Genomic DNA, 24,366 nt, shown 5'->3' with positions numbered 1-24,366 from the left:
CCTACACGCCGCGGTCGGCGAGGACCTCGCGGACGACGTGGCGGGCGTTGGCGGTCAGGGCCTGGTCGGTGTGGCGGTAGTACGGGATCGTCACCAGGGCGAGGGAGAACGCCCAGGCGCGGCCGCGGGCCCACATGGCCTCGTCCGCGTGGAGGGCGGCGCGGAAGGCGGGGCGGGCGGTGGCGGGCAGCAGGTTCCAGGCGGCGATCAGGTCGGCGGTCGGGTCGCCGACGCCCATCAGGGCGAAGTCGATGACGGCGGCGAGCCGGCCGGCGCCGGTGAGCAGCAGGTTGCCGGGGGTGAGGTCGCCGTGCAGCCAGACCGGCGGGCCGGCGTAGTCGGGCAGTCGAAGTGCCTTGTCCCACAGGGCGGTCGCGGCCTCGGTGTCGATCGAGCCGGAGAGCTGGGCGATGGCCGCGCGGGTGGCGCCGTCGCGGGAGGCGAGCGGGACGCTGCGCTGGGAGACGGGGGCGTCGGCCGGGTCGACGGCGCGCAGGGCGTTGACGAAGCCGGCCAGGTCGCGGGCCAGCGCCTGGGGTGCGGCCAGGGCGTGGACGACCGGGTTGGCGCCGTCCAGCCAGTGCAGGACGGACCACTCCCACGGGTAGCCGGCGGCGGGCCGGCCGACCGCGAGCGGTGCCGGGACGGGCAGCGGCAGCCGCGGGGCCAGCCGGGAGAGCCACTGCTGCTCCCGCCGCAGGCCCCCGGCGGCCCACTCCACCCGGGGCAGCCGGACGGCGAGTTCGGGCCCGAGGCGGAACATCGCGTTGTCCGCCCCGGAGGTGGCGGCGGGGGTGACCGGGAGGCGCTCCCACTGCGGGAACTGGGCGGCGATCAGCCGCCGCACCAGGGCCGCGTCGACCACCGGCCCGTCGGGGTGGATCCGGGTGGCAGCGCACATGCCCGGCAGCGTACAGCTCCGGTCGTCGCCGTTCAGCCGGATTGCCGAACTGCTCACATTCCGAAGGTCGTTCGAACCGGAACGCGCGATTTCGGCCACCCGGCGACGGCCCTGACGGCCCCGACGGCCCCGACGGTCACCCGAAGGTGACCCGCACCCCGATGGTGCCGCCCTTGCCGAAGCGCAGCACGTTGGCGGTCAGCGCCACCGCGCACAGCAGGCCGTACTTGCGCCGCAGCAGCTTCCGGTAGGCGGGCGCCCGGTCGGGGTCCAGCACCGCGGTGGCCGGCACCTGGGCGCCGAGCAGGTTCCCGCGGATGTCGCTGGGCCCGACCAGCACGTCCGAACGGTTGCGCAGGCGCTTGACCTTGCCGGTCTTGGTGACGGTGGTGAAGACCAGCGCGTCCCCGTCGCGCGCGACCCACACCGGGGTGGCGACCGGAGTGCCGTTCCTCCGGTAGGTGGTGAACAGCAGGTACTTGGCGGCGGCGAGCCGCTCCAACTCGGCGGCGGCATCCAGAGTGTCCATGCCCGCCAGCCTAGGAAGCGGCAACTGGGCCCCGCTCAAGCCTCGGTGGAGCCCCGGGGCCGTCAGCGGGAGGCGCGCGCCACGCCCGGCCGTCCCGGGGGCGGCCGGTCGGTGTCGTCGGCACCTGCCAGAATGCAGGGCGTACGGCGCAAGCACTGATGGAGAAGGTGACCGGCTTCGTGACCACGCCAGTCGAACAGGTGGCCCGGCAGGCCCAGCAGGCGATCGAGCGGAAGATCGCCGAGGAGCTGGGTGTCCGCGAGGGGCAGGTGAAGGCGGCCGTCGATCTGCTCGACGGCGGCTCGACCGTGCCCTTCGTGGCCCGCTACCGCAAGGAGGTCACCGGCTCCCTCGACGACGCCCAGCTGCGTGCCCTGGAGGAACGGCTGCGCTACCTGCGCGAGCTGGAGGACCGCCGGGCGGCCGTGCTGGAGTCGATCGAGGCCCAGGGCAAGCTGGACGACGCGCTGCGCGCCCGGGTGCTCGCCGCGGACTCCAAGGCCCGCCTGGAGGACATCTACCTCCCGTTCAAGCCGAAGCGGCGCACCAAGGCGCAGATCGCCCGCGAAGCGGGCCTGGAGCCGCTGGCGGACACCCTGCTGGCCGACCCGGGGCAGGACCCGGCCGCGCTGGCCGCCCAGTACCTCAACGAGTCGGTGGCGGACGGCGCCGCGGCCCTGGAGGGCGCCCGGGCGATCCTGGTCGAGCGCTTCGGCGAGGACGCCGACCTGGTCGGCTCGCTGCGCGAGCGGATGTGGACCCGCGGCCGGCTGGTGGCGAAGGTCCGCGACGGCAAGGAGGGCGACGGCGCCAAGTTCGCCGACTACTTCGACTTCGCCGAGCCGTACACCCGGCTCCCCTCGCACCGCATCCTGGCGATGCTGCGCGGCGAGAAGGAGGAGGTGCTCGACCTCGACCTCTCCCCGTACGACGGCGAGTCCGAGGGCGACCTTCCGGGCGAGAACGACTACGAGCAGCGGATCGCCGCCCGCTTCGGCATCGCCGACCGCGGCCGCCCGGCCGACAAGTGGCTGGGCGACACCGTCCGCTGGGCCTGGCGCACCCGCGTGCTGGTCCGGCTCGGCATCGACCTGCGCGCCCGGCTGCGCGCCGAGGCCGAGGAGGAGGCGGTGCGGGTCTTCGCCGCCAACCTGCGCGACCTGCTGCTCGCCGCCCCGGCCGGCACCCGCGCCACCATGGGCCTGGACCCGGGCTTCCGCACCGGCGTGAAGGTCGCCGTGGTGGACGCCACCGGCAAGGTCGTCGCGTACGACACGATCTACCCGCACCAGCCCGCCAACAAGTGGGACGCGGCCCTGGCGACGCTGGCGGCCCTGGCGAAGAAGCACGACGTCGACCTGGTCGCGATCGGCAACGGCACCGCATCCCGGGAGACCGACAAGCTCGCCGAGGACCTGCTGGGGCGCCACCCCGAGCTGAAGCTCACCAAGGCGATGGTCAGCGAGGCCGGCGCCTCGGTCTACTCGGCCTCGGCGTTCGCCTCGCAGGAGCTGCCGGACCTGGACGTGTCGATCCGCGGCGCGGTCTCGATCGCCCGCCGGCTCCAGGACCCGCTGGCCGAGCTGGTCAAGATCGACCCCAAGTCGATCGGCGTCGGCCAGTACCAGCACGACCTGAGCGAGGTGAAGCTCTCCCGCTCGCTGGACGCGGTGGTCGAGGACTGCGTCAACGCCGTCGGCGTGGACGTCAACACCGCCTCGGCGCCGCTGCTCACCCGGGTCTCCGGGGTCACCGGCACGCTGGCCGACAACATCGTCGCGCACCGCGACGCCAACGGCCCGTTCCGCACCCGCCGGCAGCTCAAGGACGTCTCCCGGCTGGGCCCCAAGGCCTTCGAGCAGTGCGCGGGCTTCCTGCGCATCCCCGGTGGCGAGGACCCGCTGGACGCCTCCAGCGTGCACCCGGAGGCCTACCCGGTGGTGCGCCGCATCCTGGCCGCGACCGGCGGGGAGCTGCGCGAGCTGATCGGCAACGGCGAGCGGCTGCGGGCGCTGCGCCCGGCGGACTTCGCCGACGACACCTTCGGCGTGCCGACCGTCACCGACATCCTCGGCGAGCTGGACAAGCCGGGCCGCGACCCGCGCCCGGCCTTCCGCACCGCGACCTTCAAGGAGGGCGTCGACAAGATCGGCGACCTGGAGGTCGGCATGGTGCTGGAGGGCGTGGTCACCAATGTCGCCGCCTTCGGGGCCTTCGTGGACGTGGGTGTCCACCAGGACGGGCTGGTGCACGTCTCGGCGCTGTCGAGGAACTTCGTCAAGGACCCGCGCGAGGTGGTCAAGCCCGGCGACATCGTCAAGGTCCGGGTGCTCACGGTGGACGTGCCGCGCAAGCGGATCGGGCTGACCCTGCGGCTGGACGACGAGGTCGGGCGCGAGCGCGGCGGGGACCGCGGCGACCGCGGCGACCGCGGTGACCGCCAGGCCCGCCCGCCGCGCCAGGAGCGCCGGGGCGCCGGCCAGGGCGGCCAGGGCCAGGGCGGTCGCGGCGGCCAGGACCGGCGCGGCGGCGGTCAGGGCGGCGGCGGTGACCGCGGCGGCTCCGGCGGCGGTGCGCCGGCCAACAGCGCCATGGCGGACGCGCTGCGCCGCGCGGGCCTGACCGGCGGCGACGGCGGCCGCGGCGACCGGCGCTCCGGGCGGCGCTGAACGGCTGAGCGGAGCCGAACCGGCACCCGGAACCCGACAGCGGCAGCGGCCGGGGCCGGTGGACGTCACGGTGCGTCCGCCGGCCCCGGCCGTCCGTGCGGGTCAGGCCAGGAGCTTGTCCTTGGCCTTCTGGTACTCCTCCTCGGAGATGGCGCCCTTCTCCTTCAGGGCCGCCAGTTTCGCCAGGTCGTCGACGTGGCTGCCGCCTCCGCCGCCCGCCGGTGCCGTTCCGGCGGCGTCCCGGATGTAGGACTTGAACGCGGCCTCGGACCGCTCCGCCTGTTCGACGTCCCGCTTGCCCATCGACTGCCCGCGGGCGATCAGGTAGGCGAGGACGCCGATCAGCGGCAGGATGATCACCAGGACCAGCCAGCCGGCCTTGGCCCAGCCGCCGAGGTCGTGGCTGCGGAAGATGTCCGTGATGATCTTGAACAGCAGGAAGAACCAGAGGATCCAGAGGAACAGCTCCAGCATCGTCCAGAAGATGTGGAGCGCCGGGTAGTCCACGGCCAGCAGTTTGGTGTCCATGGCCGAGTCATATCACCGCAAAACGGACACGGCCTGCTGCTGTTCGGCCGTTCCGGTGGTCTTCCGCCCCAGTGGGAATATCCCGGCGGGGAGCGGTTTCAGCCCAGCCCGGCCCGTCGGCGCAGCTCCACCGCCAGCGCGACCAGCTCGCCCCACCAGGCGTCGTGCCCGGCCAGCAGCAGCCGCTGGGCCTCCGCGGGCGGCACCGGACGGACCTCGACCACCTGCTCGCCGTCCGCCGGGTTGGTCGGCGCGGAGTCCAGCGCGACCTCGCCCCAGCCCCACAGCCAGGCCTTCTCCGGGTGCGGCTGCCACGGCCGGTACGGCACCGGGTCCTCGGTGCGGCAGCGGTGCGCGCCCAGCCAGTGCGGCTCGCCGAGCAGCCGGGCACCCGCCTCCTCGCGCAGCTCCCGGGCCAGGCAGGCGACGATGCCCTCGTCCTGCTCCCGGGTGCCGCCGGGCAGGAACCAGTGGTCCCGGTCGTCCCGGCAGAGCACGACCTGACCGTCCGCGAAGCCGACCAGGTGGATGTTGGTGACCAGGGCGTCCGGCGGCGGCTCGGTGGAGAACTGCGCGTCGAAGCGGCCCCAGCTCCAGTACTGCGGCGCGTGCAACGCCGGGAACAGGGCGGCGAGTTCGGCTGATCTGGCAGAGGTGTCGGTGCGCTCCGTGGTATCGGTCATCAGGAGATCGTAGTGCCGGTCGGGAAACGGCGGGGGACGGTCGGATGGACGAGCGCGATGTCGGAGGTGGAGATGGCGCGCGGCCGGCGCGGACGCGCCCCTTCGGCCGGTGCGCCGACCCAACTGCCCAGCGAGATCTCGGCGGTGATGCCCGGTCCGAAGCCCGCGATCAGCCCGGTGGTGCCCTCGGGCACGCCGCCGTCGGCGAACAGCCGGGCCAGGGCGTCGAAGACGACGGCGCTGGCGATGTTGCCGCGCTCGGTGAGCGTCGCCCGGCTGTAGCGGAAGGTGGCGGGCTCCAGGTTGAGGAAGCGGCACAGGTCGTCCAGGATGCGCGGGCCGCCCGCGTGCACGATGTAGAAGCCGAGCCCGGAGACGTCCCAGCCGTGCTCCCCGGCCAGGCCGCGCAGCGCGGGCGCGAGCAGCTCCATGGTGCCGGGCACCCGGCGGTCCAGCTGGAAGTGGAAGCCGGTGTCCTTCACCCCGTACGAGATCCAGTCCTCGGTGTGCGGGACGAGGTGCGAGCCGTTGCGCTCGACCTGCACGCCGTGCCCGCCGTTCCCGCGCATCACCACGGCGGCGACCGCGTCGCCGAACAGCCCGTTGGAGAGCAGCGAGCCGACGTCGAGGTCGGTCGGCTGGTAGCAGAGCGAGCAGAACTCGCAGGCGACGATCAGCACGTTGGCGCCCGGGTAGGCGCGGCAGAAGTCGTGCGCCCGGTTGACGGCGGCGCCGCCGGCCGCGCAGCCGAGCTGGGCGATCGGCACCTGGCGGGTGTCGGAGCGGAAGCCCATGGTGTTGATCAGCCAGGCGGTCATCGACGGCATCATGAAGCCGGTGCAGGACACGTAGACGATCAGGTCGATGTCCCGGGCGGTCAACTCGCCGTGGGCGAGGGCGCGTTCGACCACCTCGGGGACGCGCCGCTTGGCCTCGCGCTCGTACACCTCGTTGCGGACGGTGAAGCCCGGGTGGGCGAGGGTCCGCTCGATCGGCTGGACCAGGTGCCGGGTGCGCACCCCGGTGTTCTCGATCAGCCGTAGTGCCAGGCCGAGTTGGGGGTGGCCGGCGTGCAGGGTGCGGGCCAGGGCGAGGGTCTCGTCGAGGGTGATGACGTGCTCGGGTACGGCGATGGCGGGGCGGCAGAGTGTTGCCATGGGTACGGGTCTCCCCTGGGGGCCTGGTGGCAGGCATGGTGGATGCGTGGAGCGGTGCGGACGCCGCGGCGGCCGGGGGCGGCGGGCGGCGGCGGGTGGTGGTGACGGGTGGCGGCGGCAGGCGGGGAGTCGGCTACCAGGCCACCGGCAGGGTGCGCGGGAAGCGCCAGATCGAGCCGGAGTTCCAGTCGAGTTCGGACGGCTCGACGGCCAGCCGCAGGCCGGGGAAGCGGCGCAGCAGGGTGCCGATGGCGACCTGCAGCTCCATCAGGGCCAGGTGCGAGCCGAGGCAGCGGTGCTGGCCGTACCCGAAGGTCATGTTGACGGGCCCGGCGTCGCGGTCGAGGTCCAGTTCGTCGGGGCGCTCGTAGGCCGCCGGGTCCCGGTTGGCGGTCAGGTAGGAGACGTGCACGGCCTCGCCGGCCCGGATCAGCACGCCGCCCAGTTCGACGTCCTCGGTGGCGACCCGGGCGATGCCGACGCCCTGGCGGAACGGGATGAAGCGCAGCAGCTCCTCCAGGGCGCGGGGCAGCGTCTCGGGCCGGGCGCGCAGTTTGGCGAGCTGCTCGGGGTGGGTGAGCAGGGTGTAGGTGAGGTTGCCGAGCTGGTAGGTGCTGGTGTCGTGGCCGGTGACCAGCAGGACCATCGCCATGACGGTCAGCTCGTCCGGTTCCAGCAGTTCGTCGCCGTCGCGGGCGGTGGCCAGGGCGCTGATCAGGTCCTCGCCGGGGTGGGCGCGGCGCTCGGCCGTCAGCCCGGTGAAGTAGTCGCGCAGCGCGCTCTTGGCGGCCTCCTGGCCGTCCCGGCTGCCGGGGCCCATCCGCATCATCGCCACGGCGTGGCCGCGCAGTTCGGCGCGGTCGGCGGCGGGGATGCCGAGCAGTTCGCAGATGGTGGTGAGGGGAAGGCGGCCGGCCAGGAAGTGCATCAGGTCGGCGGGGGCGCCGTGCTCGGTCATCTCGTCGAAGTAGCCGTCGACGGTCCGCTGGGTGGCCGGGCGCATCCGTTCGACCTGGCGGTTGGTGAAGCCCTGGGCGACGAGCCGGCGCAGCCGGTTGTGGGCGGGCGGGTCCATCAGGTTGATCGCCTCGGCCTGGGCGATCGGGGCGGGCGTCATCCGGGGCAGGTCGCGGCCGATGCCGGCGGCGCGGCTGAACCGGCGGTCGCTGGTGACCACCTTGACGTCCTCGTAGCGGGTGGCCAGCCAGGCCTCGCCCTCGCCGTGCGGCAGCCGGATCCTGGCGACCGGGGCCTCGGTGAGCAGTCGCTTCAGGAGGGGGTCGAACTCCAGGCCGTCGGTGTGGTGGAAGGGGCAGTCCCACACGGGGGCGGTGGTGGTCACGGGCCGGTCCAAGTGTTCTCGTCATGCCGGGGGGTGGCGCCCGAGGTGGTGGTCACGTTCGGGCGTGGACATGCAGATGGTGCCCCATGAACTGGCAAAAAGGAGAACGTGGTGAAGAGAGTTAACTCCAAGGAGTGAGATTGGGCTGATATTCATGCCAATCAGCATGAGGTCAAGGGAAGTTGACGTTCAGTCGGCGCCGCCCGGCGCGACCAGCCCGGTCTCGTAGGCGAGCACCACCGCCTGCGCCCGGTCCCGCAGGTTCAGCTTGGCGAAGATCCGGGCCACGTGGGTCTTCACCGTCGACTCGCTGAGCGTCAGCTCGCGCGCCAGCTCGGTGTTGGACAGCCCGCGCCCGAGCAGCGCCAGCACCTCCGCCTCGCGCGGGGTGAGCGGCGCGAGGTCGCGGTGCAGCGCCGGGCCGTCGGCGCCCGGGGCCGGGCGCGGGGCGCCGGCCGCGAACCGCTCGACCAGGCGCCGGGTGATCGAGGGGGCGAGCAGCGCGTCCCCGGTGTCCACCAGCCGTACGGCGGCGGCGAGGTGGGCGGAGGTGACGTCCTTGAGCAGGAAGCCGCTGGCCCCGGCGGACAGCGCGGCGTAGACGTAGTGGTCCAGGTCGAAGGTGGTCAGCATGATCACCCGGCAGCCGGGCACCTGGGCCAGGATGCGCCGGGCGGCCTCCAGGCCGTCCGTGCCGGGCATCCGGATGTCCAGCAGCGCCACGTCCGGGCGGTGCAGGACGGCGGCGGCCACCGCCTCGGCGCCGTCCGAGGCCTCGGCGACCACGTCGATGCCGCGCGCGGTGAGGATCATCCGGAAGCCGGTGCGGACCAGCTCCTGGTCGTCGGCGATCACCACCCGGGGGCGGCGCTCCTGGTCCTGGGGCACGTTCTCCTCCGTCACGGCCGGTCCAGCGGGATGCGGGCGCGGACCCGGAAGCCGCCGCCGAGCCGGCGCCGGGCGTCCAGGTCCCCGCCGTACACCGCGACGCGCTCGCGCAGGCCGATCAGCCCGCGCCCGGCGCCGTCCGGCCTCGGCCCGTCCGGTGCGGCTCGTCCCCCTGACGCGGCGGCCGCCCCGGAGAGCACGCTCGGACCGCTGTTGAGCACCTCCACCCGCAGGTAGTGGTCCGCGTAGCGCACCGTCACCTCCGCCGTCACCCCGTCCCCGTGCTTGAGCGCATTGGTCAGCGCCTCCTGGATGATCCGGTACGCCGTCACGTCGATCCCGCCCGGCAGCGGTCTCGGCTCGCCCGAGACCCGCACCTCGACCGGCAGCCCGGCGAAGGCGAACCGGTCGATCAGCGGGCTCAGCCGGCTCAGGCTGGGCTGCGGCGCGAAGCCGTCCGGCGCGGGCTCCTCGCTGCCGTCCGCGGCGGGGGCCAGCAGGCCGAGCAGGTGCCGCAGCTCGGTCATCGTGTCCCGCCCGGCCGCCTCGACCGCGGCCATCGCGGCCGCCGCCTCCGCGGGCATGGTGGCCAGCACCTCGCGCGCGGCCCCGGCCTGCACCACCATCAGGCTCACGTTGTGGCTCACGATGTCGTGCAACTCGGCGGCGATCCGGGACCGTTCGGCCTCCACGGCGGTCCGGGCGGCGCTCTCCCGCTCCCGTTCCAGCAGCCAGCCGCGCTCGCCGATGGCCGCCCGGTGCAGCCGCCGCGCCCGGGCGAGCGCCACCGCCAGCCAGCCGGCCGCCGTGCCCGCCGCAGCGGCCGTCGCGACGGCCGCCCACTCCCACCCCGTTCCCCACACGGCGACAGCCTCCCAGGTCACCGCATGATCCACATCATCCGGGGGTGCCGCCCCCGTACATCCCGGGTACTACGGCCGCCGCGGTTACACCCGGGGTGGGACGTGCCGGCGGCGGCCCCGCGCCTACGGTCGTCCACCATGAGCAACGACCACGACGGGACCTCCCGGCCGGACGACGCGCAGGTCGTCGTCGAGCTGTCCGGGGTGCACAAGGAGTTCGGCGACGCCAAGGCGCTCGACGGCGTCGACCTGCGGATCCGCGCCGGCGAGGCGGTCGCCGTGATGGGCCCCTCGGGGTGCGGCAAGTCCACCCTGCTGAACATGGTGGCCGGACTGGACCGGCCCACCGCCGGCACCGTCCGGGTGCAGGGCCAGGACCTCGGGCGGCTGAACGAGAACGGGCTGGCCCTGTTCCGCCGCCGGCACGTCGGCATGATCTTCCAGTTCTTCAACCTGATCGACGACCTCCCGGCCCTCGACAACGTCGCCCTGGCCGCCCAGCTGACCGGCACCGGCGCCCGCCAGGCCCGCCGCCGGGCGCTGGAGCTGCTGGACGAACTCGGCGTCGCGCACCGCAAGGACGTCTACCCGGCCACGCTCAGCGGCGGCGAGCGCCAGCGCGTCGCGGTGGCCCGCGCCCTGATGAACCGCCCGGCCCTGCTGCTCGCCGACGAGCCCACCGGCGCCCTGGACAGCCGCTCCGGAGAGCAGGTGATGGACCTCCTGATCGACCTCAACCAGATCGGCCAGACCCTGCTGATCGTCACCCACGACCCCGCCCTGGCCACCCGCTGCGCCAGCCGGCTGGTCGAGGTCGCGGACGGCCGGGTGGCCGGCGACCGGATGCTGGAGGCGTCCGCATGACCGGCGCCGTCTGGCGTGCCTCCCGGGCGGCCGTGAAGCGCCGCCGGGTGCAGACCATCGTGATCGGTCTGGTCGTCTTCTGCTCCACCACGACCGTGCTGCTCGCCCTCGCGGTGATCAGTGCCGCCCGGGCCCCCTTCGACGACGCCTTCTCCCAGCAGCGCGGCGCCCACGTCGTCGCGACCTTCGACCCGGCCGGGGCCACGCCGGAACAACTGGCCGCCACCGCCCACCGGCCCGGCGTCGAGGCCGCCGCCGGGCCGTTCGACCAGGCCGTGGTGGAGATCCCCACCGACTGGGTCGGCAGCCCGCCCGGAGCGCTCACCCTGGTCGGCCGCTCCGACCCGGCCGGCCCGGTGGACCGGGTGCAACTGCTGGGCGGCCGCTGGGCGAGCAAGCCCGGCGAGGTCGTCATCAACGAGCCGTTCGGCGGCTACTCGCCCGCCAACCTGGACTACCCGCTGCCCCTCAGCGGCGGCCGGACGCTGACCATCGTCGGCTACGCCACCAGCATGAGCCAGAGCGCGGGCGGCTGGGTCACCCCCGAACAGGCCGCCGACCTGCACCCCAGCGCCCGGCAGATGCTCTACCGGTTCTCCGACGCCTCCGACGAACAGCGGCTCACCTCCGCCCTGGCCACCGCCACCGAGGGCCTGCCGAAGGACGCGCTCACCAACGTCCAGTCCTACCTGGTGCTCAAGGACGCCTTCTCCGCGGGCGCCGACGCCTACCTGCCGCTGATGACGGTCTTCGGCGTGCTCGGCCTGGTCGTCGCCGCGCTGATCGTCGGCAACGTGGTGAGCGGCGCGGTCGTCTCCGGCTACCGGCACATCGGCGTGCTGAAGGCGATCGGCTTCACCCCGCGCCAGGTGGTCACCGTCTACCTGACCATGGTCTCGGTACCCGCCGTCGCCGGCACCGTCCTCGGCACCGCGGCCGGCTGGGTGGCGGCCCACCCGATCCTCCAGGCCGCCTTCTCCGGGATCACCACCGGCACCGCCGTCATCGAACCGGCCGGCTGGCTGCCCGCCGCCACCCTGGTCAGCGTCCCGCTGCTGGTGGTCCTCGCCGCCCTCCTCCCCGCCTCGCGCGCCCACCGGCTGTCCGCCGCCCAGGCCATCTCGGCCGGCAGCGCACCGCGCGCCGGGCGCGGACTGAAGGTCCAGCGCCTGATGAGCGGCACCCGCCTGCCGCGCGCCGTCAGCCTCGGCCTCGGCCAGCCCTTCGCCCGCCCCGGCCGCACCGCGCTCACCATGTCGGCGATCGTGCTCGGCGTGCTCACCGTGACCGTGACGTCGGGACTGGGCACCACCCTGACCAGGCTGGTGGGCCACAACGACGGCCACACCCACGTCAGGGTGCAGACCGCCCACTTCGCGGGCAACAAGACCGAGCCCCGGCTCACCCCCGCCCAGACCGAGACGATGCTGCGGACCACACCCGGCGCCGACCAGGTCCACGTCCGCGGGCTGGTCAAGGTCGGGCTGGTCGGCTTCACCCAGCCGGTCTTCGCCGACTTCCTCAGCGGCGACGGGATCACGGAGCAGCTGCAGCGCGAGGTGGTCAGGGGCCGCGCGGCGACCGGGCCGAACGAGATCGAGGCCGGGCCCTCCTTCCTCCGGGAGCACGGACTCAGGATCGGCGACCGGCTCACCCTCGACCTCGACGGCCGCCGGCTGACCGTCACCGTCGTCGGCGAGGTGGTCCAGGGCAACGCCCGGGCCTTCACCTCCAACGACCTCACCCGGGCCGCGCTCACCGACGACCCGCACGCGGTCGAGTACGACATCAGCCTCGCCGAGGGCGCCGACGCCCAGGCGTACCAGCGGGCCGTGACGGCCGCCGACCCGAGCCTCTCGGCCCAGGTGTTCGCGCCCGACCCGTCCGGCCCGATCGTCGCGGTGATCAGCTTCGCCACGATCTTCACCGTCCTGCTGTCGGTGGTCGCCGCGCTGGGCGTCTTCAACACCCTGCTGCTCACCATCCGCGAGCGCCGCCGGGACCTCGGCATGCTCAAGTCGATCGGCATGACACCCCGCCAGGTGGTGACGATGACGATCACCTCGGTGGCCTGGCAGGGCGTGGTCAGCGCGCTCATCGGCGTCCCGGCCGGCATCCTGGCGCACCGGCTGCTCATCGAGAACGTCGGGAGCATCCTCTTCCCGGAGTGGACGATGGACGTCTGGAGCGCCCCGCTGCTCACCGGCGTCGGCGTCGCGGGCGTCGCCATCGCCGTCCTCGGCGCGCTCGTCCCGGCCCGTTCGGCCGCCCGGCTGCCGATCGCCGAGGTGCTGCACAACGAGTGAGTCCGGGGTGGGGGGAGGGCTGGTCGGATCATCCGACCGGCCCTCCGCCGTGCGCGGGTCCGCCGCGTTCCCGTCACGGAACTGACGCATGCTCAGTCCGTGCCGTGAGGACGCCTATCATCTGCGCCATGGCCACCGCTGAGCTGATCCGCATCGTCTCCCGCTCCTCGCCCATGGCACTGGCCCAGGTCGAGCGGGTCCGCACCGAACTCGCCGCCCTGCACCCGGGGCTGCGCACCGAGGTGGTGCCCGTCACCACCTCGGGCGACCGCTGGACGGGTGATCTCGCCGCCCTCGGCGGCAAGGGCGCCTTCACCAAGGAGGTCGACGCCGCGCTGCTCGCCGGGGAGGCCGACGTCGCCGTCCACTGCCTCAAGGACGTGCCCGCCGACCGACCGCTGCCGGCGGGCACCGTCTTCGCCGCCTACCTGCGCCGCGACGACATCCGCGACGCCCTCGTCCACCCCGGCGGCCTGCCGCTGGCCGCCCTCCCGCCCGGCACCCGGATCGGCACCTCCTCCGTCCGCCGGGTCGCCCAACTCGCCGCCTCCCACCCGCACCTGGAGTGCCTCCCGATCCGCGGCAACGCCAACAGCCGGCTCGCCAAGCTGGACGCCGGGGACGTCGACGCGCTGCTGCTCGCCCTCTCCGGCCTGGAGCGGATCGGCGAGCAGGCGCGGATCACCGAGGTGCTCGGCATCGAGGCGATGTGCCCGCCGATCGGCGCCGGCATCCTCGTCCTGCAGTGCCGCGAGGGCGACACCGCGACCATCGAGGCGGTCACCGGCCTCGGCCACCACGACACCTGGCGCGAGGCGGCGGCCGAGCGGATGTTCCTGCACGCGCTCCAGGGCCACTGCAACAGCCCGATCGCCGGGTACGCCAGGGCCGAGCGGGACGGCCGCCTCTCGCTGCGCGGCCGGGTCTTCACCCCGGACGGCAAGCAGGTGCTGGACGCCCATGAGTGGGCGGGCGCGCTCAGCCCGGAGGACCTCGGGACGTCGGTGGCGCTGGCGCTCAAGCGGCAGGGCGCGCAGGAGCTGATCTCCTCGATCCCGCACTGAGCGCCTATTCCTCTTCGGCCGCGGCCCGTTCGATGATGCCGGCGATCACCTCGGTCTTGGCGTCGGCGTAGTTCTGCAGGTACTCCCAGGACTGCTCGGCCAGGGCCCGCTTGGCGTCGGCGTACAGCTCGCGGTCGCCGCGGTGGCGGCGCAGCCGGTCGCGGAAGCGCAGCATCCGCCCGATCTCGGGGCATCCGGCGGACAGCACGTGCAGGTTGGCGTAGTCGGCACTGGGGTCGATGGCGTACCGGCGCAGGACGCGGTGCTCGTACCAGTCGGGTTCGCGGACGGCGAGCCGGTAGCCCAGGGCTTCGAGGGCGGGCACGTAGGCCGCCTCGTCGGCGGAGTCGGGCACGATCAGCAGCATGTCGACGACCGGTTTGGCGGGGAGGTCGGGCACGGAGGTGGAACCGACGTGCTCGATCCGGTGGTCGAGGTGGGCCAGGGACTCCGCCATGCCGGCGGCCTCCCGCTGGTAGGCCGCGGGCCACCGCGGGTCGTGGTCGCGCAGGACGATCCGGCCGTCGGGCCTGGTGGGCGCACCCAGGTTGGCCGCCTCGATCTCCTCGGTGGTCATGGGGACGCGCGGGATCTCCTGCTCGGGCACGGCCGGCTCCTGTTCCTCGGGTGCTGGTCAAGGGGGTCCTCGTCGGGGACCGACCCAGTAGACCAGGACGCGTCGGCCTTCGCGCGGCCGTCGGGTCGGGGCCGCGTCGCCTTCCGCGCGGTCGCCTGACGGTCCGCGCGGTGAGCGGATGGTGACGCTCCGGAGGTTTTTCTCTTCCGGGTGAGAACCGGCCGGGTGCGCGGGGCGTCCGTTTGAGGCGTGATCAGTGCGGTGCTCGGCGGGATGCCGATGTTCTGGCCCGGGTTGCTGCTCTCGCTGGTGCCCGCGGCCCTGTTGAACCGGCCGGTGGGGCGGTTGCTGCGGGCCCACTGGGTGGTGGGCTTCGTCCTGCTGCTCGGGCTCGGCGGGGTGGTCGTGGCGACCCTGCTGCCGGAGGCGTTCCGGCTCTCGGAGGGCGCCGTCCGGCACTGCGCCGTGGCGGGCGGCCGGCCGCGGTCGCCGTACGAGCTGCTGCACGTCCGGCACATCGAGCTCAAGCTGGCGACGTACGCCCCGGTCGGTTTCGCGGCGGCGCTGGCGGGCCCCCGGCGGCGGGCGGCGGCGCTGCTGGGTGCGGCGGTGCTGCCGTTCGCGGTGTCGGCGGTGCACTACGCGCTGCCGGCGATCGGGCGGGCCTGCGACGTGCAGGACGTCTGGGACGGGGTGCAGGGGGTCGCCTTCGGAGCGGCGGCGGGGTTGGCGGCCGGGCCGCTGGTACGGGCGGTGCGGGCGCGTTCGCGGGCCGTCTGACGGCCTGTCCATCCGGCTGTCTACTGGTCGAGGAGCGGGAAGAGCCGGGTGACGGCGGCGACCGGGCGGGCCCCGGCGGGGCGGGCGGCCGGGTCGGTCTCGCGGCCCCGGTAGCGGGCCAGCATCCGGCGGACCTCCTCGCCGACGGCGGCCAGTTCCTCGGGCGTCAGGTAGACGACGGCGCTGAAGGCCTCGTCCTGCCGCCACTCGGCCGGGGCCTCGGCGCGCCGGGCGAGCCAGTGCTGGTAGCTCTCGTCCTCCAGGCCGCGCGCCAGCTCTCCGAACCCGCCTTCCACGGCGTCCGGTCGGCTTGTCGGCAGCCGCCAGGGCCGGGCCCGCCCGTCGGTGGCCGGGGCCTCCTCGATCAGCCCGTACCGGGCCAACTGCCGCAGGTGGAACGAGCAGAGGCCGGAGCTGAGGCCGAGCCGGGCGGCGGCCTCGGTGGAGGTGACGGTGCCGTGCTCGCGCTCGGCGAGCAGGTCCAGCAGCGCGGTGCGGACGGCGTGCTCGGGGAGGGGGCCGGTTCTGACGAGGTCTTCGGTCACTTTGCAAAGTCTGCTACTTTGCAAAGTCAGACCGCAAGTACCGTCTCTCGAAGGAGTGCCCTCCCGTGTCCGAGCTGCGCGAACGGCCGACCGTCCTGCGGATCACCGAGGTGGGGGAGGAGATCCTGAGCCGCACCTGCCGGACCGCCACCGAGGAGGACTTCGGCAGCGAGCGCCTGGCCCGGCTCATCGACGACATGTTCGCCACCATGCACGTCGCCGACGGCTGCGGCCTCGCCGCCAACCAGGTGGACGTCGACCTGCGCCTGTTCGTCTACGACTGCCCCGACGACGACGGCGTCCGGCACACCGGCCACGTGCTCAACCCGGTGGTCGACGAGCAGGAGCCCGGCCGCGCACTGATCGAGGAGACCGAGGGCTGCCTCTCCGTCCCCGGCGCGAACACCAAACTCGCCCGCCCCGCCCGCACCGTGGTGCGCGGCGTCGACCAGCACGGCGACCCCGTCGTGATCGAGGGCACCGGCTACTTCGCCCGCTGCCTCCAGCACGAGACCGACCACCTGAACGGCGGCCTCTACATCGACCGCCTCTCCGCCCGCGACCGCAAGCGCATGCTGAAGCAGACCGCCGACCGCCGGGAGAAGGTCTTCGCCGAACGCGCCACCAGGGCTGCCAAGATGGCGCGGTGACCGAACCCGCGCACCTCGCCGCCGTCCGCGCCTCGTACGACGCCGTCGCCGCCGACTACCTCCGCCTCGTCGTCCCGCCGGAGGGCATGGACCCGGTGTCCCGCGCCATGCTCGCCGCCTTCGCGGAGCTGGTACGGGAGTCGGGCGGCGGCGAGGTCGCGGACCTCGGCTGCGGCCCCGGGCGGGTGACGGCGTACCTGTCCGGCCTGGGGCTGCGGGCCTTCGGGGTGGACGTGTCGGGCGAGATGGTCGCGCTCGCCCGCCGGGCCTACCCCCGACTGCGCTTCCTGCACGGCTCGATGGACGCCCTCGACCTCCCCGACGGAGCCCTCGGCGGCATCCTCGCCTGGTACTCCGTCCACCACACCCCGGCCTCGCAACTGCCCGGCCTCTTCGCCGAGTTCGCCCGCGTCCTCGCACCCGGTGGCCACCTCCTCCTCGGCGGCCACGTCGGCGAGGCCCAACTGCTGCGCCCGACCCAGGCGTACGGCCACCCGGTGTCGTACGCCTCGCACCTCGTCCCGGCCGGGCACCTCGCCGAACTCCTCGAACAGGCCGGCTTCACCGTCACGGCGCGGACGGAACAGCCGCACCCGCAGCGGGAAAACCGGTCCCACGCCTGCCTGCTGGCCCAGGCGCCCGGCCGGCGCTGAGCCCGGACATCGACGCGGCCCGCCGGACCAGGGAGAGCGTCGGGGGCTGACACACGCCGGCCCGGACCCGTACAGAGTGGATCTGTCGGGTGGGGGCAGGAGGCAGCGGGTACGCCAACGGCCCGCCGCCGGGAAGGCGGTGGGCCGTTTGGGGGAGCTCTGGTCGGTCAGACCTCGGTGGTGGCGGCGAACTTCACGAAGGCCGCCCACGTGGCCGGCTCGAAGGCCAGCTGGGGGCCGCTCTTGTCCTTGGAGTCACGCACGTGGACGGTGCCGGGGGTCTCGGCGACCTCCACGCACGCGGCATCTTCATTGCTGCTGTAGCTGCTCTTGAACCACGTCAGCTCGGCCATGCTCATCGCTCTCCCAGGATCATTTCGATCAAGGCCAAGGACTCCCTCATGGTGAGCGCCTGCCCCCTGAGAGTGCCGTACCGTGCGGCCATCTTACGGACTTCTTCCGGCTCCGTGATCAGCCTGTTGACGTGCTGGACCGCAACGTACGCGATCTGCGGCCGTCCGTTCGGTGTGAGGAGGACGAACGAACCCCCCATGCCGGCATTCTCGGTCCTGTCGAGCGGCATGACCTGCAACTCCAGGCCCCGGATCTCGGCGACTTTGAGCAGGTGGCGCAACTGCTCCCGGTGAACGTCCCAGCCGCCCAGCGGACGACGCAGGGCGCTTTCGTCGATCACCCAACTCATGACCGGCAAAGGCCAGCGAGTGAGGATCTGCTGCCGCTCCAACCTCGCGGCAACCCACTGGTCGACCTGCTCCACGGAGAGCCACGGCCTGCGCATGTCGAACAGTGCTCGTGCATGGGCCTCCGTTTGGAGAAGTCCAGGAATGTGGAGGCTGCTGTACTCGTGGATCTCGATCGCCTTCCACTCTTCCTGGGTGAAGGCCTTGTTGTAGGCGGGGTGCCTCTCGGACACGCGCACCTTCGCCTTCATCACGTCGTCCGCGACGACCTTGAGCAGCCCGCCTGCGTCAAGGGCGTCGTCCACCACCGTCAGGTACTCGATCCTCGGGGTCCGCACGCCCCGCTCCACGGCCCCGACGTGGTCTTCGCTGTAGCCGGTGGTCTTGGCCAGCTGCTTCTGCGTGATTCCCGCCCGCTCGCGGAGGAGTTTGATCATCTTCCCGACCGCGCTGTAGAACTCCGCGACGCCGTCGAAGCCCTCCGCCGTCTCGCCGTCCTCGAAGACGGTTCCCTCAAGGCTCATCGCAGTCCATCTCTTTCGATCTTGGGTCGACCGGCAGGCCAACTATGTGCACCCGTACAGATACTCTCTGTGTCCGCCGGGCTGCTGGTCAGCGTACGTCCACCCGACCACGCTTAACTCCCATGACGACCGAAACCCCCCTCGAAAACCCCCGGTCCCGTACCGCCCTCTTCGCCGCCACCCCCAAGGGCGCCGCCGTCTGCCGGCGCCTGGCGAGGCGTCAACTCACCCACTGGGGGCTGGACTCCACGCACACCGAGCCGTTCCACTGCGCGCTGCTGATCGTCACGGAGCTGGCCGCCAACGCGATCACGCACGGACGCGTTCCGGGGCGCGGGTTCGAGCTTCACCTCTCCCTCACCACCTCCGTGCGCCGGGGCACCACCCTTCGCATCGAGATCAGCGACCCCCGGGGTGACAGACTCCCCGTCCTCCCCACCGTCCACACCCCCAGTGCCCAGACCGGACGCGGCCTCACCCTCATCGACGCCCTCAGCCACCGCTGGGGCACCATCCCCCGCCACCCCAACTCCAAGACCGTGTGGGCCGAACTCGACCTCGTCGCGCCCGCCGCGCCCGATGTCCCCGATGCCCCCTGAACCCCGCGATAGCCCAACACCCCACTGAACCAACAGGAGTGGGAAGTCGACCCCTCCGACTTCCCACTCCTGTCGCTTCCTCGCCGACGCCCACCGCCGGTCCGGGGACATCCCAGGTTTGTGGGATACCCCCAGGTCGAGGGGCATTGCCAGGATGTGGCGCACGGAGCCGACCACTCCGGCCGGGCTCCGTCGGAGCGTCCGGCCGTCTCGAAAGAGGGATCCACACCCATGAAGATCCGCCGACTTGTCGCCGCCTCGGCCGTAGCCGCCGTGCTGGCCCCGGTGCTCGTCCTGGCCACCGGGACCCAGGCGAACGCCTACCCGCGGCAGCTGTCGAAGAGGGAGCAGTGCACCGCGGCGTGGAACGTCAACTACTGGTCCGGCGGCGCGTCCTTCGCTCGCGGCCAGTGGGCCGCCTGTATGGCGGGCTGACCGCCTCCCGCGGCCCCCCGGCCCCGGCCGGGGGCCGCGACCCACCGGCCGCTGTCGTCCGGTGTATCGGTGACGTCGGCGCCCCCGTGCTCCGGTCCACCGCAGGGACCATGCCGACAAATTCGCTGTCCGGTGGCCGGAGTGCCGTGATACACAATCCGGCGTGCAGAACATAGTGGAGTTTCCCGAGGTCCTGAGGCTGATCGAGGACCGGTCGGCCGCTTTCCGCGCCGCGATCGCGGCCGCCCCCGACCTCGACGTCCAGGTCCCGACCTGCCCGGACTGGACGCTGCGTGAACTGGCGCAGCACCTCGGCGACGGCCGCCGCCGCCAGGCCGCCATCGTCGCGGCGGGCCCGGGCGCCGAGCCCCCGGCGAAGACGTCCCCGAAGGGCGCCCCGACCGCGCCCCGTGACCGCGAAGCCCTGGACGCCTGGCTCGCCGAGTCGACCGGGCTCATGCTCGACGCTCTGCGCGAGGCCGGTCCGGACCGCGGCTGCTGGACCTGGTGGGGCCGTTCGCAGGCCCCGGAGACCAGCGGAGCCCTGGCCCGGCACCAGATCCAGGAGATCGCCGTCCACACCTACGACGTCCAGCTCATCCTGGGCGCCGCACAGCCGCTGCCGGCGGACGTCGCGGTCGAGGGCGTCGACGAGTTCCTGACGACCGTCTCGGCGACGACCGTCCCCTGGCCGTTCAAGCCGGCGACCATCGACCTGCACGCGGCCGAGGGCCGCTCCTGGCGCCTGACCCTCGACGCCTCCGGCGTCCGCTGCGACGGCCTCGCCGCCGACGCGGAGCCGGGCGACATGGTGATGCGCGGGGCGGCGAGCGACCTGGTCCTCTACTTCTACGACCGCATCCCGCTCGACAGCCTGGACAACTCCGGCACCACCGAGCCGATGGAGCAGCTCGCGGAGTGGGACCCGACCGCGTAGAGGCGGCATCCGGTGGGCCGGCAATCGGCGAGAGGGCGGGCGATGGCCGAGGCGTGGGACCGACTGCGGGCGATCATGGGGGAGCCGGTGTACGCCCCGGCGCGGGTTCCGTGGGAGTCGGCGCCTGCCGAGCTGGGGGTCCAACTGCCCTCGGACTACCGGGCGTTCATCGACCTGTACGGCGGGGTGAACCTGAACGGCGAGTGGGGTGTGTACACGCCGACGGAGACGCCGGTCCACGCCGGCGAGCCGACCGGTCTGGCGGGATGGCGCTTCAGGACCGACACCGATCTCCGCGATCAGCTCGAAGGCGAAGAGGTGTGGTGGGAGCTGCCGGGCCCCACCCCGGTGTTCCCGGACCCGGGCGGCCTGCTGCCCTGGGGCTGGAACAGCAACCACAACCAGTGCTGCTGGCTGACCACCGGTCCGGACCCCGAGCAGTGGCCGGTGGCGGTGTTCTACGAGGACCGGCTCGACCACTTCGACGGTGGTTTCGCGGAGTTCCTGGTCACCGTGCTGACCGGCGGCTACGCGGCGGAGGACGAGTTGCTGGTGCGCGCGGACCCTGCCGTGTGGGGGCCGCAGCCGGCCCGGCCCCTCTGGTCGCCGAAGGGGGACTGGGCGGGCAGGAACTGGGGCGCCGAGTGGGGGATCGAGGGGTTCCTCACGGCGCCCGGGTCGACGGAGATGCCCTGGGTCAGGACGTGAGGGTGCCGCACGCACGCGCACCGCGGACGGGAGGCGGTTCCCGGTGAAGCGCCCTCATTGGCAGCCGTACTGGTGGCGGCTGCGGTTCCGTGCGGACGGCGAGCCGGAGTTCGCGGTGCTGGGGCCCGAGCCGGTCAACCGGGTTCCGAACGACGCGCTGAGGAACGTGCCCCTGGAGGTGTGGGCGGACGCCCTGCTGGAGGAGGCGCCCGACGAGCTCGACGACCTGCGCGGCGAGCTGCTCCTGGAGTGCTTCACGGAGCCCGCCCCCACGGAGGGCACTCCGCCGGTGTACTCGCGTCAGGTCCGGCTGCCGGGCCCCGCCCTGCCTCCGTACCCCGGGAGACGGCGTACCTGAGCCACCACCCCGGCACCGCTCCCCGGCCGCGGAGCGCTGCGTCGCTCGTGCTGAGGACGATCGTGGACCGGGGAGGTCTCAGGCCGGCGGGTGTCGGTCCCCGGTCGTACCGCTGGGGCCGGGTCCGTTCCCGGGTGGCGCGGTCGGTGCCACGCGCTCCCGTAGCTCTCGCAGGTCCGCCGGGGTGTTGACCGCGCACCAGTAGCCCTCGGCGCGGTACCCCGCCAGCTGCCGCAGCCGCACCAGGTGCGGCAGGGTCGTGGTCGCGTGGTCCCCCCGGTCCGGTAGCAGGGGGACGACCCCGGGCGCGAAGGCGTACACGCCGCCGTTGACCGTGCAGGCGGGCGGGGGCGGTGCGGCGAGTTCGGCGACCCGGCCCAGGGCGTCGCAGCGGACCGTGCCCCGGGGCAGCCGGGGCGGGACGAGGGCGACCGTGGCCAGCGCCCCGCAGCGCAGGTGGTGGGCGCCCAGCGCGGTGAGCGGGAAGTCGGCCCAGATGTCGCCGTAGACGGCGAACCACGGGTCCCGCGGCGCCGGTAGCGCGCGGGCGGCGAGCTTCAGCCCGCCGCCCCGGCCCAGCGGGGTGGACTCCACGACCACGGTGGTGCGGACGGGCAGGGGCGCCGTGCGGACGTAGTCGGTGATCACCTGGGAGCGGTAGCCCGCCGAGACGACCACCGTCTCCACGCCCGCGTCGGCGAACCGGTCGAGCTGGTGGCGCAGCAGTGGTGCGCCGTCGACCTCGACCATCGCCTTGGGGCGCAGGTCCGTGTGCGGGGCGAGCCGTCTGCCGCGTCCGCCTGCCAGGATCACGGCTTGGCGGATCGGGAAGCACGTGTCCGGCGATGGCATTCCCGACCTCCCGGGAGCGACGGCACGGCTTCGGAGCCCCGGCCGCGCGGTGCGGACGGAGCGTACGAATGCGACGAGGGTGGCCCCGACGCGCCGCTGGAGAGGCAACCGATCCGATCGCCGTGAAGTCACGCCGATGAGCGGGTGATCGGTGTGATCGGTGCTCCCGTCCTGCGGAGTGATCGGTCGGGTCCGCAGATGTCCGAGTCGGACTCCGCCCACAGCCTCCTGTGTCGCGCCTCCGGGACAACCCTGACGGAAGATCAGGGGACGGCGGCTCCCCGCCCCTGATGCCCCGGACGAGCGGGATCGGAAGACTCGTCGTCCGGGCCGGGAACCACCGGCCCGGACGACGACCAGTCTGGAGCCGGACCGCACGTGAACGCGCACACGAACCGCAACCGTTGGGCCGTCGTGGCCGCCTCCGCCGCCCTGGCGGCCGCGCTGACGGTCGGGGCGGGCACGCCCGCCCTCGCCACCACCTCCACCGTGTCGGCGACGGCGGCGAGCCCGTCCGCACTGTCGCCGCTCGACCCGGCGGCGCTCCGGGCCGCCCTCGCCCAGCGGCCCGCCGCCGACGTCTCCGCCGGGTTCGTGCGGGTCACCGGCTCCGCCGGAAGGTTCGAGGGCAGCTCGGCGGAGGGCGGGGCGGCCGTGGACCCGCAGGGCCGGTTCCGGATCGGGTCGATCTCGAAGGTCTTCACCGCCACCGTCGTCCTCCAACTCGCCGCCGAGGGCCGGATCGACCTCGACGGCAGCGTCCGGCGGTACCTCCCGGACCTCCCCGCCCAGTTCGGGGCGGTCACGGTGGGGCAGCTGCTCAACCACACCAGCGGACTGCCCACCGGCGACAACACGTACTGGGGCGACGGCACCACCGGCTGGTTCGCCGAGCACCAGCTCGACGCGCCCACCCCCGAGGAGATCGTCGCCTCGACGGCCGGGCAGTCGCCGGCCTTCGACCCCGGCACAGCCCAGCAGTACAACGGCATGAACACCTTCGTCGCCGGGCTGGTCGTCGAGAAGGTCACCGGCCACCGCTACGCCGAGGAGCTGCGCCGTCGGATCATCGGCCCGCTCGGCCTGCGCGACACCTCCCTCCCGGACGCCGACGACCCGGCGCTGCGGCGCCCCGCGACCCGCCCGTACCTGACCGTCCCCGACGCAGACGGCGGCTCGCACCGCGTGGACGTCACCGAGCAGAGCCCGTGGCCCTGGGCCGAGGGCGGCATGATCTCCAGCGCCCCCGACCTGGACCGCTTCATGACCGCCCTGTTCCGGGGCCGCCTCCTCCCGCCGGCCCAGCAGGAGGAGCTGTTCACCGTCCCGGAGGTGCCGGTCGCCCCGGGCAACCGCTACTGCCCGGACGACACGGCGTGCCTGAGCATGGGCCTCGTGCGCCTCGCCTCCGGCGGCGTCGTGGCCTGGGGCAAGACCGGCTCCCGGCCCGGTTCCACCAGCGGCGTCTTCGCCACCCGCGACCTCTCCCGGACGGTCGTGTACTCGGTCGACCCGACCACGCTGAAGGGCACCGAGACCCCGTACGCCCTCGGGCTGCTGAAGTCCGCCTTCGGTCTGGGGAAGTAGGGCCCGTCTCCGCCGGTGGTCGGACGGGCGGCTGGCTCGCGCGGGGGAGGGGGACGGGCCGAGCGGTGGACGTGCGGCGGGGGCGGTGTCCGGGAGCGTGGACGCATGCTGAAGACCATCCCGGTGGGCGACACCGAGCGCCCCGTTCCCCGGTGGGCCCTGCGGCTCGCCAAGGCCCTCCCGTTCATCGTGCTGCCGCACTGCCTGTGGCGGCTGCCGTTCGCGTTCGACTTCCGGATGGGCACCGTCGACCCGCAGGCCCCGGCCTACGTCTGGTGGGCCGCCCCGTACGTGATCGGTCTGAGCGTGCTCACCGAGGCGCTGACGCTCCTGACCCTGGGGCTGGTCAGCGGTTGGGGCGAGGTGTTCCCGCGCTGGGTGCCCGTGCTGCGGGGCCGCCGGGTGCCGCCGCTCGCGGCGGTCGTGCCGGCCGTGCTCGGCGGGCTGGTCCTGGCGGCCCTGTTCGACGGGATGCCGCTCGGCTGGCTGGGGGTGTTCGAGGAGGTCGGCTACAGCAACGGCTGGTGGCTGCTCCTGGGGCGGGTCTGCACCTCGACGGCGATGTTCTGGGGCCCGATCACCCTCGCCCTGGCCTGGGCCTACCACCGCCGCCGTCGCCCCGCCGCCGCTCCGGCCCGTTGACGCCCGGCCGCGGGCGGGCCGCCG

At 73.6% G+C, this 24,366-nt stretch carries 27 protein-coding genes; 14 read left to right on the top strand and 13 right to left on the bottom strand.

Annotated elements, in window-relative coordinates; translation table 11 throughout:
- Position 1 precedes the first annotated feature (1 nt).
- Together ACLWS4_RS22285 and ACLWS4_RS22280 are read right to left on the bottom strand one after the other, a co-directional pair.
- Positions 2–901: an aminoglycoside phosphotransferase family protein gene (locus ACLWS4_RS22285; RefSeq protein ID WP_117487304.1), complete on the bottom strand. Its 900-nt coding sequence runs from the start codon at positions 899–901 to the stop codon at positions 2–4.
- A 136-nt stretch (positions 902–1,037) separates the two neighbouring features.
- The gene (locus ACLWS4_RS22280; protein ID WP_074002216.1) at positions 1,038–1,430 is read right to left on the bottom strand and encodes a PPOX class F420-dependent oxidoreductase; all 393 of its coding nucleotides are present in this window, start codon (positions 1,428–1,430) and stop codon (positions 1,038–1,040) included.
- 179 nt (positions 1,431–1,609) lie between these two features.
- On the opposite strand from ACLWS4_RS22280, the gene ACLWS4_RS22275 reads away from it, so the two are divergent.
- On the top strand, positions 1,610–4,099 hold the full coding sequence (locus tag ACLWS4_RS22275) for a Tex family protein (RefSeq protein WP_416875012.1): 2,490 nt from the start codon (positions 1,610–1,612) through the stop codon (positions 4,097–4,099).
- Between the two features lie 102 nt (positions 4,100–4,201).
- On the opposite strand, the gene ACLWS4_RS22270 is transcribed toward ACLWS4_RS22275, so the two are convergent.
- From ACLWS4_RS22270 to ACLWS4_RS22245, 6 genes are all read right to left on the bottom strand, one after another.
- Entirely contained in the window at positions 4,202–4,627 is a 426-nt protein-coding gene (locus ACLWS4_RS22270; protein ID WP_416875011.1) for an SHOCT domain-containing protein, read from the bottom strand.
- A gap of 98 nt (positions 4,628–4,725) precedes the next feature.
- Positions 4,726–5,310, bottom strand: a complete 585-nt coding sequence (locus tag ACLWS4_RS22265) for an NUDIX hydrolase (protein ID WP_380743826.1) — start codon at positions 5,308–5,310, stop codon at positions 4,726–4,728.
- A complete protein-coding gene (locus ACLWS4_RS22260) occupies positions 5,310–6,467 on the bottom strand; it encodes a type III polyketide synthase (RefSeq protein WP_074002218.1) in 1,158 nt (385 codons plus the stop codon). The genes ACLWS4_RS22265 and ACLWS4_RS22260 overlap by 1 nt, the downstream gene beginning before the upstream one ends.
- A gap of 133 nt (positions 6,468–6,600) precedes the next feature.
- Positions 6,601–7,809 (bottom strand): cytochrome P450, encoded by a 1,209-nt coding sequence (locus ACLWS4_RS22255; RefSeq protein ID WP_416875010.1) that lies wholly within the window; start codon positions 7,807–7,809, stop codon positions 6,601–6,603.
- 189 nt (positions 7,810–7,998) lie between these two features.
- Positions 7,999–8,697, bottom strand: coding sequence for a response regulator (locus ACLWS4_RS22250; protein ID WP_255357472.1), 699 nt, complete (start codon positions 8,695–8,697; stop codon positions 7,999–8,001).
- An 11-nt stretch (positions 8,698–8,708) separates the two neighbouring features.
- Positions 8,709–9,581 carry a sensor histidine kinase gene (locus tag ACLWS4_RS22245; protein WP_387966421.1) on the bottom strand — a complete coding sequence of 291 codons (873 nt, stop codon included), beginning with the start codon at positions 9,579–9,581 and terminating at the stop codon, positions 8,709–8,711.
- Positions 9,582–9,698: 117 nt separating this feature from the next.
- On the opposite strand from ACLWS4_RS22245, the gene ACLWS4_RS22240 reads away from it, so the two are divergent.
- The 3 genes from ACLWS4_RS22240 to hemC all read left to right on the top strand — a co-directional run bounded on the left by ACLWS4_RS22240 (position 9,699) and on the right by hemC (position 13,794).
- Positions 9,699–10,424, top strand: coding sequence for an ABC transporter ATP-binding protein (locus ACLWS4_RS22240; RefSeq protein ID WP_049651382.1), 726 nt, complete (start codon positions 9,699–9,701; stop codon positions 10,422–10,424).
- Complete coding sequence (locus ACLWS4_RS22235) at positions 10,421–12,730, top strand: FtsX-like permease family protein (protein ID WP_416875009.1); 2,310 nt, start codon at positions 10,421–10,423, stop codon at positions 12,728–12,730. The genes ACLWS4_RS22240 and ACLWS4_RS22235 overlap by 4 nt, the downstream gene beginning before the upstream one ends.
- Positions 12,731–12,858: 128 nt before the next feature.
- Positions 12,859–13,794: a hydroxymethylbilane synthase gene (hemC, locus tag ACLWS4_RS22230; RefSeq protein ID WP_049651384.1), complete on the top strand. Its 936-nt coding sequence runs from the start codon at positions 12,859–12,861 to the stop codon at positions 13,792–13,794.
- A gap of 4 nt (positions 13,795–13,798) precedes the next feature.
- On the opposite strand, the gene ACLWS4_RS22225 is transcribed toward hemC, so the two are convergent.
- Entirely contained in the window at positions 13,799–14,401 is a 603-nt protein-coding gene (locus ACLWS4_RS22225) for a GrpB family protein (RefSeq protein WP_416875008.1), read from the bottom strand.
- Positions 14,402–14,620: 219 nt separating this feature from the next.
- Between ACLWS4_RS22225 and ACLWS4_RS22220 the strand changes: the two genes are divergently transcribed.
- Complete coding sequence (locus tag ACLWS4_RS22220; RefSeq protein WP_049651385.1) at positions 14,621–15,151, top strand: hypothetical protein; 531 nt, start codon at positions 14,621–14,623, stop codon at positions 15,149–15,151.
- Positions 15,152–15,171: 20 nt separating this feature from the next.
- Here the strand turns inward: ACLWS4_RS22220 and ACLWS4_RS22215 are convergent, their stop codons facing one another.
- Positions 15,172–15,696, bottom strand: coding sequence for an ArsR/SmtB family transcription factor (locus ACLWS4_RS22215; RefSeq protein WP_380743815.1), 525 nt, complete (start codon positions 15,694–15,696; stop codon positions 15,172–15,174).
- Positions 15,697–15,761: 65 nt separating this feature from the next.
- Here ACLWS4_RS22215 and def point away from each other — a divergent pair, with 65 nt between their 5' ends.
- Both def and ACLWS4_RS22205 read left to right on the top strand, forming a co-directional pair.
- A complete protein-coding gene (gene def, locus ACLWS4_RS22210; RefSeq protein ID WP_049651387.1) occupies positions 15,762–16,346 on the top strand; it encodes a peptide deformylase in 585 nt (194 codons plus the stop codon).
- Complete coding sequence (locus tag ACLWS4_RS22205; RefSeq protein ID WP_416875007.1) at positions 16,343–16,999, top strand: class I SAM-dependent methyltransferase; 657 nt, start codon at positions 16,343–16,345, stop codon at positions 16,997–16,999. The genes def and ACLWS4_RS22205 overlap by 4 nt, the downstream gene beginning before the upstream one ends.
- A 167-nt stretch (positions 17,000–17,166) precedes the next feature.
- Here the strand turns inward: ACLWS4_RS22205 and ACLWS4_RS22200 are convergent, their stop codons facing one another.
- Positions 17,167–17,358 carry a DUF397 domain-containing protein gene (locus tag ACLWS4_RS22200; protein ID WP_416875006.1) on the bottom strand — a complete coding sequence of 64 codons (192 nt, stop codon included), beginning with the start codon at positions 17,356–17,358 and terminating at the stop codon, positions 17,167–17,169.
- Positions 17,355–18,224 (bottom strand): helix-turn-helix domain-containing protein, encoded by an 870-nt coding sequence (locus ACLWS4_RS22195; RefSeq protein WP_049651390.1) that lies wholly within the window; start codon positions 18,222–18,224, stop codon positions 17,355–17,357. Before ACLWS4_RS22195 ends, ACLWS4_RS22200 begins: the two co-directional genes overlap by 4 nt.
- Before the next feature lie 122 nt (positions 18,225–18,346).
- Here ACLWS4_RS22195 and ACLWS4_RS22190 point away from each other — a divergent pair, with 122 nt between their 5' ends.
- From ACLWS4_RS22190 to ACLWS4_RS22170, 5 genes are all read left to right on the top strand, one after another.
- Positions 18,347–18,823: an ATP-binding protein gene (locus ACLWS4_RS22190; RefSeq protein ID WP_107418725.1), complete on the top strand. Its 477-nt coding sequence runs from the start codon at positions 18,347–18,349 to the stop codon at positions 18,821–18,823.
- A gap of 231 nt (positions 18,824–19,054) precedes the next feature.
- Positions 19,055–19,258: a hypothetical protein gene (locus tag ACLWS4_RS22185; protein ID WP_049651392.1), complete on the top strand. Its 204-nt coding sequence runs from the start codon at positions 19,055–19,057 to the stop codon at positions 19,256–19,258.
- 163 nt (positions 19,259–19,421) lie between these two features.
- Positions 19,422–20,195, top strand: a complete 774-nt coding sequence (locus tag ACLWS4_RS22180; protein ID WP_074002226.1) for a maleylpyruvate isomerase family mycothiol-dependent enzyme — start codon at positions 19,422–19,424, stop codon at positions 20,193–20,195.
- Between the two features lie 42 nt (positions 20,196–20,237).
- Complete coding sequence (locus ACLWS4_RS22175) at positions 20,238–20,903, top strand: SMI1/KNR4 family protein (protein WP_416875005.1); 666 nt, start codon at positions 20,238–20,240, stop codon at positions 20,901–20,903.
- Between the two features lie 43 nt (positions 20,904–20,946).
- Entirely contained in the window at positions 20,947–21,261 is a 315-nt protein-coding gene (locus tag ACLWS4_RS22170; protein WP_416875004.1) for a hypothetical protein, read from the top strand.
- Positions 21,262–21,339: 78 nt separating this feature from the next.
- Here the strand turns inward: ACLWS4_RS22170 and ACLWS4_RS22165 are convergent, their stop codons facing one another.
- Positions 21,340–22,074 (bottom strand): nucleotidyltransferase family protein, encoded by a 735-nt coding sequence (locus ACLWS4_RS22165; RefSeq protein WP_416875003.1) that lies wholly within the window; start codon positions 22,072–22,074, stop codon positions 21,340–21,342.
- 417 nt (positions 22,075–22,491) lie between these two features.
- Between ACLWS4_RS22165 and ACLWS4_RS22160 the strand changes: the two genes are divergently transcribed.
- Both ACLWS4_RS22160 and ACLWS4_RS22155 read left to right on the top strand, forming a co-directional pair.
- Positions 22,492–23,700: a serine hydrolase domain-containing protein gene (locus ACLWS4_RS22160; protein ID WP_416875002.1), complete on the top strand. Its 1,209-nt coding sequence runs from the start codon at positions 22,492–22,494 to the stop codon at positions 23,698–23,700.
- 105 nt (positions 23,701–23,805) lie between these two features.
- Positions 23,806–24,342: a hypothetical protein gene (locus ACLWS4_RS22155; protein WP_049651396.1), complete on the top strand. Its 537-nt coding sequence runs from the start codon at positions 23,806–23,808 to the stop codon at positions 24,340–24,342.
- Positions 24,343–24,366: the final 24 nt, after the last annotated feature.

The sequence above is a fragment of the Kitasatospora sp. SC0581 genome (assembly GCF_048159585.1).
In the GTDB taxonomy this organism is placed as follows: Bacteria; Actinomycetota; Actinomycetes; order Streptomycetales; family Streptomycetaceae; genus Kitasatospora.
Note: the sequence above shows the minus strand (reverse complement) of the source record. Positions and strands in the feature narration are given on the sequence as shown.